General features: G+C 73.6%; 6 protein-coding genes, 1 tRNA gene and 1 rRNA gene. All 8 read right to left on the bottom strand.

Translation table 11 applies throughout. The features are described 5' to 3' along the window. Positions 1 to 1,279, bottom strand: a 1,279-nt coding sequence (locus BEP24_RS14805; protein WP_171898835.1) for a PIG-L family deacetylase, incomplete at its 3' end; no start/stop codon positions are given. Then, a complete protein-coding gene (locus BEP24_RS14800) occupies positions 1,266 to 4,817 on the bottom strand; it encodes a glycosyltransferase (protein ID WP_065964698.1) in 3,552 nt (1,183 codons plus the stop codon). The genes BEP24_RS14805 and BEP24_RS14800, both read right to left, overlap by 14 nt. Beyond that, a complete protein-coding gene (locus tag BEP24_RS14795) occupies positions 4,814 to 5,776 on the bottom strand; it encodes a glycosyltransferase family 2 protein (protein ID WP_065964697.1) in 963 nt (320 codons plus the stop codon). The genes BEP24_RS14800 and BEP24_RS14795 overlap by 4 nt, the downstream gene beginning before the upstream one ends. Then, the gene (locus tag BEP24_RS14790; protein WP_083230405.1) at positions 5,773 to 6,669 is read right to left on the bottom strand and encodes a glycosyltransferase family 2 protein; all 897 of its coding nucleotides are present in this window, start codon (positions 6,667 to 6,669) and stop codon (positions 5,773 to 5,775) included. The genes BEP24_RS14795 and BEP24_RS14790 overlap by 4 nt, the downstream gene beginning before the upstream one ends. A gap of 597 nt (positions 6,670 to 7,266) precedes the next feature. Continuing rightward, positions 7,267 to 7,338 (bottom strand) — tRNA-Gln (locus tag BEP24_RS14785). A gap of 44 nt (positions 7,339 to 7,382) precedes the next feature. Next, a complete protein-coding gene (locus tag BEP24_RS14780) occupies positions 7,383 to 8,312 on the bottom strand; it encodes an NAD(P)/FAD-dependent oxidoreductase (RefSeq protein ID WP_171898836.1) in 930 nt (309 codons plus the stop codon). Between the two features lie 61 nt (positions 8,313 to 8,373). Next, positions 8,374 to 9,861 carry a glutamate--tRNA ligase gene (gltX, locus tag BEP24_RS14775; RefSeq protein WP_065964695.1) on the bottom strand — a complete coding sequence of 496 codons (1,488 nt, stop codon included), beginning with the start codon at positions 9,859 to 9,861 and terminating at the stop codon, positions 8,374 to 8,376. A 139-nt stretch (positions 9,862 to 10,000) separates the two neighbouring features. Next, a 5S ribosomal RNA gene (gene rrf / locus BEP24_RS14770) occupies positions 10,001 to 10,117 on the bottom strand. Positions 10,118 to 10,233 lie beyond the last annotated feature (116 nt).

The following is a 10,233-nucleotide window of genomic DNA, read 5'->3' as shown; positions in this document are numbered from 1 at the left end:
TCCCCGCTCCCCCGCCCGGCGCCACCCACTCGGCGGTGGGGGCCTCCGGGTACCCGCTCACGACGCCGTCGACGGCCCCGCGCGCGGTCTGCCCGTCGGCCGGGTTCTCGGCGCTCGCGGTGACGACTGCACTGCCGGCGACGTTCGTGGTCGTCGGCTGCGTCCCCGGGGTGCCCGTCCCGGTCCCGGGCGTGGACCCGGAACCGGGGTCGGGGGTCGTGCCCGGGTCGGTCGCCGGCGTGCCGACGGTGTACTGGCGACTGAACCAGGCGTCCTCCCAGCGGTCCGCGCAGGCGGCACGCGACGTGCAGGTCTGGTCGTCGTGGGCCGCGTAGGTGAAGAACGCACCGGCCTTGGCGTCCGTCTGCGCAGCGGTCAGGTTGGTCGGCCGGTCGGCGATGGGGTAGCCCATGAACCCGGTGAACCCGTGCGAGGTGCCGGACGCCCGCTGCACCTCGTCGGTCAGGTACGCGACGGTGTGGTGGTCGCTGTGGTCGCCGTCGCCGTAGGACCCCTCGTGGTCGAGCGTGTGGATCGACGACGGCGCGGTCCACCGCACGAGCGCGAGCAGGGTCGCCCGCAGGTCGGACAGCGTGTACGACGTCGGGTGGGTCGCGTCGGCGACCGAGTCGATCGCGTCGAGCGACCCCTCGTACAGGTGCTCGAGGCTCTGGTAGCCGTCGGCCCAGAACCCGTTGCCCTCGACGTTGCCGTCCGGCAGCTCGAGGAACACCAGGCTGATCCGCGGCGCCGCCGTGAGCGTCTCGGTGTGCACGGTGTGTCCGGCCACGACCGTCGACCCGGTCGTCCAGTCGGACGGCGCACCGGCGATGCCGGCGTACGCCGCCATCAGGCCGGTCTGCCGCTCGCCCCAGTACCAGCGCGGGTACCCGGCGTCCCCCGCCGTGACCACGACGGAGCGGACGCACCGGCCCGCCTCGATGTCGGAGCGGAGCTGGGTGCCCTGGAAGAGCAGGTCGTCGTCGGGGTGCGCGACGACGTTCAGCACCGAGCCGGCGGCGCAGCCCGCACCGGCGGCTGCGTCGGCCCGCTGGGCGGCTCCGGGCACGCCCACGACCAGGGCCGTGACGAGCGCGGTCGCCGCGAGGACCGCGCCGAGCAGGGACGCGAGCCCTGCCCGACGGCGGCCGTGCGGTCCCGCGACCGACGCACGCGACGGCACTCCGACCGACGCACTCGCCGACACGGCGACCGACGCACTCGCCGGCGCGCCGGCCGACGCACTCGGCGGCACGGCGGCCGACTCACTCGGCGGCATGCCGCATCCCGGCCGGGGTGAGCTCGTACATCGCGGTCGAACCGGACGACCAGACCCGCTCCCAGTACGGCGACGAGGCCATCGCGTCGGCCAGCTCGCGGTAGTCGGCCTCGGACTGGTAGCCGTAGCGCTCGTCGTACGCGCCGAAGGGCTGGGCGACCAGGGCGTAGTACTTCGTCGCGGTCCAGTCGGTGACGAGCCGCCGGGTCAGGTCCGAGACGTCCTGCTGCGCGTCGTAGTCGGTGTCCGACGGGTACGGCCCGAGCGCCTCGCGGGACAGGTAGCCGACGTCGAAGTACCGGGCGCCGGTGTTGCTCGGCACGGCGTTCGCCGAACCGGTGAGCAGCATCACCGAGCCCTTCGGCGCGGTCCGGTCGTACAGCTGCGTCGCCTCGGACTGGCTGCGGGTCATCACCCGGTTCCAGTCGAGGGCGGTCTGCCCGAAGGCGCCCACGGCGACCAGCAGCGCGACCGCGGCGCCGACCGCGGCGAAGCGGACACCGACCGGCCGTGCCGCACGGCGCAGGACGCGGTCGACCCCGGCGAAGCGGCTGGACGGGCCCGGCAGCGCGGCGGCGAGCACCGCGATCCACGGCGTGGCGAACAGGACGACCCGGAAGATGCCCTCCTGCCCGTAGTTCGTGGCGACGAGCAGCGAGATCGGGCTCGCAGCAGCCGCGAGCATGCCCCAGTGCAGGCGGTCACGCCGGACGAGCACCGTGACGACCGCGGCGATCCCGAGCAGCACGAGCGCCGCGGCGGGCACGTCGAACGCCAACCGGGTCACGAGCGGCTTCGGCAGGACCGTCATGTCGTGCGACGGCGGCTGCACGTTGTCGAGCACGCGCCCGACGGCGGCGAGCGACAGGAAGCGGTCGAGGACGCTGCCGTTCAGCACCGCGAAGACCACCGCCGGCACGAGCACGACGACCGGCAGCCACCACGGCTTCGTGAGCTTGAACACGAGCAGGGTCACGAGTGCCGCGACGGTGAGGTACGGCGAGATCTGGTGCGTGACCGCGAGGACGACGCTGATCAGGGCGATGCCGACGACGCGCGAGGCCGTCACCGCGCGGGGTCGGAGTGCGCTCACGGGCGTCCCGTCGCGGCCGGTCACCGTCACGCGGCGCAGGGGGCCGGTGGCGAGCACGAGCACGACGACGGAGAGCAGGATGCCGGTCGACTGCGGCGAGAAGTAGGTCGTGTTGAGCGACCCGGTCATCGCGGTGAGCAGGGCGGCCACCCACGGGCGACGGGTGCCGGGCAGCCAGTTCGCCGCGAGCACGCCGATGCCGAGCGTGGTGGCGAACGCCAGGAGCACGGGCACCCAGGCGGCGATCGTCATCGCGTTGACGATGCCGCCGACGTCGGCCACCCACGCGCCGCCTGCGAACAGGCCGGACCACGTCTGGAAGATGTCGGCGGCGGGGTTCGTGCGCCCGAACTGCCGGATGTACTCGAGGACACCGATGTGTCGCGCGGCCGCGGTGACCGTCGGCATGCCGTAGGTGATCGCCTGCGCCAGCTGCACGACCCCGCCCAGCGCGACCACGGGCACGGCGGCGCCGCGGCCACGGACGAGCGCCACGACCGCGGCGGCCACGAGGACCGCCAGGCCGACGGGCAGACCGATGCCGAGCGACCCGAACAGGCCGGCGGGCACCGGGTCCCCGACGTGCGTGAGCGCGGCGACGACGACGATCCCGACCCCGACCACCGAGGCGACGGTGACCGAGCGGGTCGTCGTCCACGTCCCCCACCACGACCGGACCGTCCTGCCCGCGCGGCCGGCGACGGAACGCGCGAGGAGCACCCGGTGCAGGTCCTGCGCGTCGCGGAGCACGGTGCCGGCGACGATCGCCGCCGTCAGGACGACCACCACCGCGAAGGGCACCGCGGGCACCCACACGCCCACGGTCGCCATCGTGTAGCCGATCGCGATCGTGGCGACGATCGACGTCGTGACCGAGAACAACGCGAAGCGGGCGAGCGGCATCGGACGCAGCAGGAGCACCGGCGCGACCCCGACCACGGCGAACAGGAACGTGCCGATCGCGGCGCCCCGGAGGGTCGGCAGCTCCAGGGCTGCGCCGGCGGCCGCGGCGACGAGGGTCAGGACGACGACCGCGGCGGCGACGAGCCGGGCGAGCGGCCCCATGGTCCCGGCGGCGAGCGGCAGCTCGGCTCCGGCCTCGGCCAGCCCGTGGCGACCGTGTGCGGTGCGGGCGAGGGTCCCCCCGCCGCGCAGGCGCTCGGCCAGCGCGCGCACCGGACCGGTGACCACCGAGCGCTGCTCGACGCGGCGCAGGCGACGGCTCGTCGCGGCGTACTCGGCCTCGACCCCGTCGTCGCCGACGGCTCGACCGCCGACCACGTCCGTGGTCCCGGCGGGCGTGCCGGCGGGTGCGAGCCCGAGGCGTGCGAAGGCGCTCAGCGCGTCGGGGGCGGCGTCGACCGTGGCGACGAGGGTGTCGCGGTCGAGGGCGTTCTTGGTCATCCAGGCTCCGAGTCCGTGGCCGTGCGCCGCGGCGGTCCGCCGGAGCGACGCGACGTCGTCCGGGGTCCGCTGCCAGGCGACGGCGGCGGGTTCGACGGCGATCGCGTGTCCCGCGACGAGCAGTCGTGTGAAGAGGTCGAGGTCGTCACCGGCACCGACGTGGGTGCCGGGACCGAAGGCGGTGTCGAACCCGCCGATCCCGAGGGCGGCGAGTCTGCGGACCGCGAGGTTCGCGCCGGTGCCGTAGTCGGCCGCGGCGAACGGGTGCCGGGCACCGGTGCCGCGTTCGTCCTCGGCGCGGAACACCCGGCGCGCGACGGTCCGGCCGCCGCCGTGGTGCTCGTCGTGCCAGCGCTGTGCGGGCGTGCGGAGCTCGGCGCTCGGCGCGGGGCCGGTGACGCAGGCGACGTCCGGGTCCGCGGCGAAGGCGGTGGCGAGGGCGGACGCCCACGCGGGGTCCACCAGCGCGCCCTCGGCGACGAACGCGACGACGTCTCCCTCCGCGAGCAGCAGGCCGGCGTTGCGGGCGGCCGCGAGACCGCCGGCCGGCGCCGGCACGGTGGTGACCCGGCGCCCGTCGATCGTCGTCGTCCCGGGGCCGTCGGCTCGTGCGGACACGACCACGACGTCCAGGTCGACGCCCGTGCTCTCGAGCACCGACCGCATGGTGTCCGCGGCGGCCCCGTCGGTGCACAGCACCGCGGTGACGGACGGCAACGCCTGATCAGCGGCCGGCCGTCGGGCGGGGACGGGCAGGTGCCGTGCCGCTCGCTCGAGGCTGCGGGCGTCGAGGGACGCCCCGGTGCGACGTCGTGCGACGACGTCGGTCTCGACGAAGCCGACCGGCTCGCCGTGGTCACGGACCAGCAGGCGCGCCCGACGGTAGCCGGCGGCGCCCTCCAGCGCGATGGCGTCCCGCGGCCCGGCGGCCCGCAGGTCCGCACGGTCCACCTCGCCGACCCACAGCGCACCGTCCCACGTCGGGACGAGCGCGCTGTGGACGACGGGACCGAGCTCCCGGGTGACGGTCGAGCGGGTCACGGTGTGCCGATCGGCTGACGCACCGGCTGCGGGGCCGGTGCGGCGACCACGACACCGCCGAGGACGCGACCGACCGCGTAGCCCGCGATCGTCGTGACGACGGAGGCGACGACCGCGCCGGCCCGACCCAGCCCGCCGCGCCCCACGTGCCGGAGCTCGCGGAGCACGGCACGCGGGATGACGCGCGTCAGGTAGGTGGACTCGCTCGAGAGCGCGTCCACGGTCCCGACCCGGCGACTGAGGACGGCCTTCGAGATGCCCTCGTAGTAGCTGCGGCGCAGCAGGTAGCGCATGGTGACGCGGTCGGGCGAGACCCGGTGCGACACGTTCGACCGCGGCTCGTGCCGGATCCGGGCACCGGGCTGGATCGCGGCGATGCGGATGCAGAGCTCCGTCTCCTCGCAGCCGAGCGGCTGGTTGCCGACCCGGCCGATGCCCGACCGGAAGCCGCCCGCGCGCAGGATCGACTCGCGTCGGAACGCCATGCTCGCGCCGATCACGTTGCGGACGTCCCCGGCCACCTCGGGCAGCCCGGTGTAGCTGCAGCCGACGATCCAGAGGAGCTCGCCGACGTACGGCCCGGAGCCGGTGGTGGTCGGCCAGGACGGCGTCGCGTGTCCGCCGACCCCGACGACCTGCGGGTCCTCGAGCGCGGCGAGCATGTGACCGAGCCAGTCGGCGTCGGCCGTGGCGTCGTCGTCAAGGAACGCCACGACGTCGGCCTCGGTGCTCGCGACGCCCGTGTTCCGCGCGCCGGACAGGCCGCGGTCCTCGGTGTTCTCGACGACGAGCAGCTCGGGCCAGCGTGCGCGCGCCCGGGCGAACAGCTCGGGCTCGTGGTCGATGACCACGACGACCTCGGGGGCCTCCGGCTGGCGTCGGGCGGACTCCACGCTGTCCTGCAGGTCGCCCCAGCGCAGCTGCGTGTAGGCGCAGATCACGACCGCGACGGTCGTCATACGACGTCGCCCTCGAGCGCGCGGGCGCGCGCGGCGTCCACGCGGACCGGCTCGGCCGACGCACCGAGACCGAGGATCGGCGCGGTCGGCGCGTCCACCGGCGAGACCGGTGCGGCACCGCCCACGAACACCGCCGCCGCGCGGGTCTTCGCCGTCGCGGCTCGGCGACGCTCGTGCATGATCGACTTCAGCACGCGGATGCCGTCGGTCACGGCGTTGAGGTTGCTCGTGCCGTGCACGCGGAGCTTCTCGTGGCTCGGCACCTCGCTGATGCGCAGGTCGGCCGCCGACCACCGGCAGGTCAGCACGGTCTCGATCTCGAAGCCGTCGCCCCAGAGCATCCCGCCGTCGGCCGGCTTCGGCAGCGTCGAGGACAGCAGGCCGATCTTCGGCAGCGTGTCGGCCCAGAAGGCGTTGTAGCCGTAGCAGAGGTCGCTGTAGCGCGTGCCGAGGATGATGTTGCACAGCACGTTCAGGCCGCGGTTGCCGAGGTTCCGGATCACCGTGATGTCGTCGCTGCCGCCGCCGAGCGAGTACCGGGTGCCCTTCGCCACGTCGGCTCCGTCGGTGAGGGCCTGCACGAAGCGCGGGATCTCGTCGGGGTCGGCCGAGCAGTCGGCGTCGAACATCACGACGACGTCGCCGGTGACCGCCTCGAACCCGCACGCGAGGGCGTTGCCCTTGCCCTTGCGGGTCTGGTGCACGACGCGGATGTCGGGCATGATCCGCTGCGCTGTGGCGACGGTGTCGTCGACGGAGTTGCCGTCGACCAGGATCACCTCGTACACCGGCGGGAGCTTGGGGAGGATGATCTCGAGGTTGCGGGCCTCGTTGCGCGCCGGGATCACGACGGAGACGCGCGGGTCTGCGGGTCGGACGGTGCTGACGGACATGGGAGGTGCTCCTGTCGGGTTCAGGTTGCGGGTCGGGACGGCCGCGCAGCGCGCTGGTCCCCGGAGGCCGGTCGACCGCGAGCGCGGCGCCGGTGCCCGGCAGGAGGCGCGGGTACGACGCCGCCGGGAGACCGGACGAGGGGGTACGCCTCGTCCGTGCTCCCCACCCTCGCGGGGGCGCGCAGGACGGTCAATCTGCGGACGACCGCCTTGCGGCACCCCGGTGCCCGATACGGAAACCCGCAACCGGGTGCGGGTCCGCACCCGGCCGGGAGGCGCGCCACCGGCCCGCCCCGCAGCGCCGGTGGGCAGCGCCCACCGTCAGGAGGAGTGCACCCAGCCCGCCACGCGCCACCCGACCGCACCCCACGCCGGACAGGAGGCGCAGCACCAGCCCGCCACGCGCCTCCCGACCGCACCACCGACCGTCAGGAGGCGCACCGCCGGCGTGCGATCTGCGGTCGGCGGGCAGGTCGGGCGTGTCCCGCGGCGGGACGCGCGCGCGCGTCGGCCGCCGTGCGGTCCCGCTCCGGAACGCAGAAGGCCCCCGGGAACGCAGAAGGCCCCCGGGACATCCCGGGGGCCTTCTCGAATCTGCTGGGGTACCTGGACTCGAACCAAGAACGACGGTACCAGAAACCGCTGTGTTGCCAATTACACCATACCCCAAAGGCCTCGCGGCCTTCGTTCCCCGTTGTCCGGGGCACGATCAACTACTGTACAGCATCCCGGAGGTCCTCGAGACCACCGACGAGATCTCGGTGCACCGCAGCCGCCGTCGAGGCACCGTGACCGGCCGCGACGATGAGCTGCTCCGGCCCCGGCGGCGTGACGTCGCCGACCGCGTACAGGCCGGGGACGCCGGTCCGGCCGAGCCGGTCGACGACCACGAGCCCGTCCTGGTCGCGCGACACCGGGGCCTCGAGCCAGTCGAGGTCCGCGTGCCAGACCGGCCGCACGAACGCACCCGTGTGCGCGGTGACCGAGCCGTCGGCGAGCCGGACGCCGGTGAGCCCGTCCCGACCGCCCTCGAGGTCGGCCACGGGACGTTCGTCCACCCGGACGCCGGCGGCCGCGAGCCGCGCACGACCGCGGTCGTCGAGCGGCGCCACACCGTTCGTGTACACGACGAGGTCGTCGCTCCACGAGGCCAGGAGCAGCGCCCGGTCCACCACGTCCGGTGTCTCGCACACGAGGGCGAGGGGCTCCCCCGCCTCCTCGTAGCCGTCGCACTCGACGCAGCTGTGCACCGAGGTGCCGTAGAACGCGCGGAGGGACGGGAGCGCCGGGAACTCCTCACGGAGCCCCGTCGCCACGACCACCGCCCGGACCCCGGCGTCGAGCTCGGTGCCGCGCCAGGTCCCGTGGACGGCCCAGCCGTCGCCGTCGGGTCGCACGCTGTCCACCACCGACTGCACGACGGTCGCCTCCGGGTACCCCTCGACCTCGGTCCTGCCGAGGCGTCGGAGCTCGAGCGGCGAGATGCCGTCGCGGGTGATGAACCCGTGCGACAGCAGGGTCGCTGCGTTCCGGGGCCGGTTCGCGTCGACGAGCAGCACGGTGCGGCGCGCACGCACGAGGTTGAGCGCGGCGCTCAACCCGGCCGGCCCGGCGCCGATCACCGCGACGTCGGCCGTGCGCACGGCGTCCGGAGCGGCCTCGTCGGGTCGCCGACCGTCCTGGCCCGGGGTCGTCACCGTCGGGTCACCGTGCCGCGAGGCTGCGCAGGCGCGCGAGGACGGAGCCCTTGCCCAGGATCTCCATCGACTCGAAGAGCGGCGGGCTGATCCGACGACCGGAGACGGCGACGCGCAGCGGCCCGAAGGCGACACGGGGCTTGAGCCCCATCCCGTCGATCAGTGCGGCGCGGAGCGCTCCCTCGATCGCCGGGGTCGTCCAGTCGTCGAGCGGCTCGAGCGCAGCGATGCCGGCCTCGAGCACGGCCGACGAGTCGCCCTTGAGGCTCGCGAGCGCGTCCTCGTCGACCACGAGCGCGTCGTCGTCGGTGAACAGGAAGCCGAGCAGCCCGGGGGCCTCCCCCAGCAGCTGCATGCGCTCCTGCACGAGCGGGGCCGCCGCCTCGAGCACGCGCTCCTGCTCGGCCGTGGGCGGGTCGGACACCAGGTCCGTCAGGTACGGCAGGAGACGCGCGCGGAAGTCCTCGGCACCGAGCATCCGGATGTGGTCCCCGTTGATCGCCTCGGCCTTCTTGTGGTCGAACCGGGCGGGGTTCGGGTTGACGTCCCGGACGTCGAACGCGGCGACCATCTCGTCGGACGAGAACACGTCGCGGTCGGGCCCGATCGACCAGCCGAGCAGCGCGAGGTAGTTGAGGAGCCCCTCGGGCACCATGCCGGCGGCGCGGTGGTGGAACAGGTTCGACTCGGGGTCGCGCTTCGAGAGCTTCTTGTTGCCCTCGCCCATCACGTACGGCAGGTGCCCGAACAGCGGGACGAACGAGGTGATGCCGACCTCGACGAGCGCCTCGTACAGCGCGATCTGCCGTGGTGTCGACGACAGCAGGTCCTCACCGCGGAGCACGTGCGTGATCCCCATCAGGGCGTCGTCGACCGGGTTCGTGAAGGTGTACAGCGGCTTGCCGTTGGGCCGGACGACCACGAAGTCGGGGAAGGTCCCCTGCTTGAACGTGATCTCGCCGCGCACGAGGTCGTCGAAGCTCAGGTCGCGGTCCGGCACCCGGAGGCGCAGCGCAGGGCTCCGGCCCTCGTCGCGGAACGCCTGGCGCTCGGCATCGGTCAGGTCACGCTCGTGGTTGTCGTAGCCCTGCTTCGGGTCACGGCCGGCCGCGATGTTCCGCGCCTCCATCTCCTCCGGCGTGACGTACGACTCGTACACGTGCCCCGAGGCCCGCAGCGTCGCGATCACCTCGTCGTAGACGTCCGACCGCTCGGACTGCCGGTACGGACCGTGCGGGCCGCCCGCCTCGACACCCTCGTCCCAGTCCAGCCGCAGCCACCGGAGCGCGTCGAGGATCTGCTGGTACGACTCCTCGCTGTCGCGCGCGGCGTCGGTGTCCTCGATGCGGAAGACGAGCTTGCCGCCGGTGTGGCGTGCGTACGCCCAGTTGAAGAGCGCCGTCCGGATGAGCCCCACGTGCGGGGTCCCGGTCGGGCTCGGGCAGAAGCGGACTCGGACGTCGGAGCCGGTGGCAGTGGTGAATGGCGCAGTCATGACGCCCTCGATCCTACCGGGGCCACCGAGCCCCACGACGGTTCTCCACAGCTCGGTGCGCGGACCGAGATCGCCCCGGGAATGCAGAAAACCCCTGACCATGAATGGTCAGGGGTTCCCTGGTCGTACGTGAAGATGAGTCCGGCGGCGTCCTACTCTCCCACAAGGTCCCCCTTGCAGTACCATCGGCGCTGAGAGGCTTAGCTTCCGGGTTCGGAATGTGACCGGGCGTTTCCCTCTCGCTATGACCACCGGAACACTGTCGACCCGAAACGGATCAAACACTGTTCCTTCATGCTGGTTCAGCTGAAGTATTCAGTTTGATTCCCGATCGTCTGTCGGGAACCACAAAGTGGACGCGAGCCCCCACCA

Origin of the sequence: Curtobacterium sp. UCD-KPL2560, from assembly GCF_001705035.1 — a bacterium.
GTDB lineage: Bacteria > Actinomycetota > Actinomycetes > Actinomycetales > Microbacteriaceae > Curtobacterium.
This window is presented reverse-complemented; position numbering and strand designations above follow the sequence as displayed.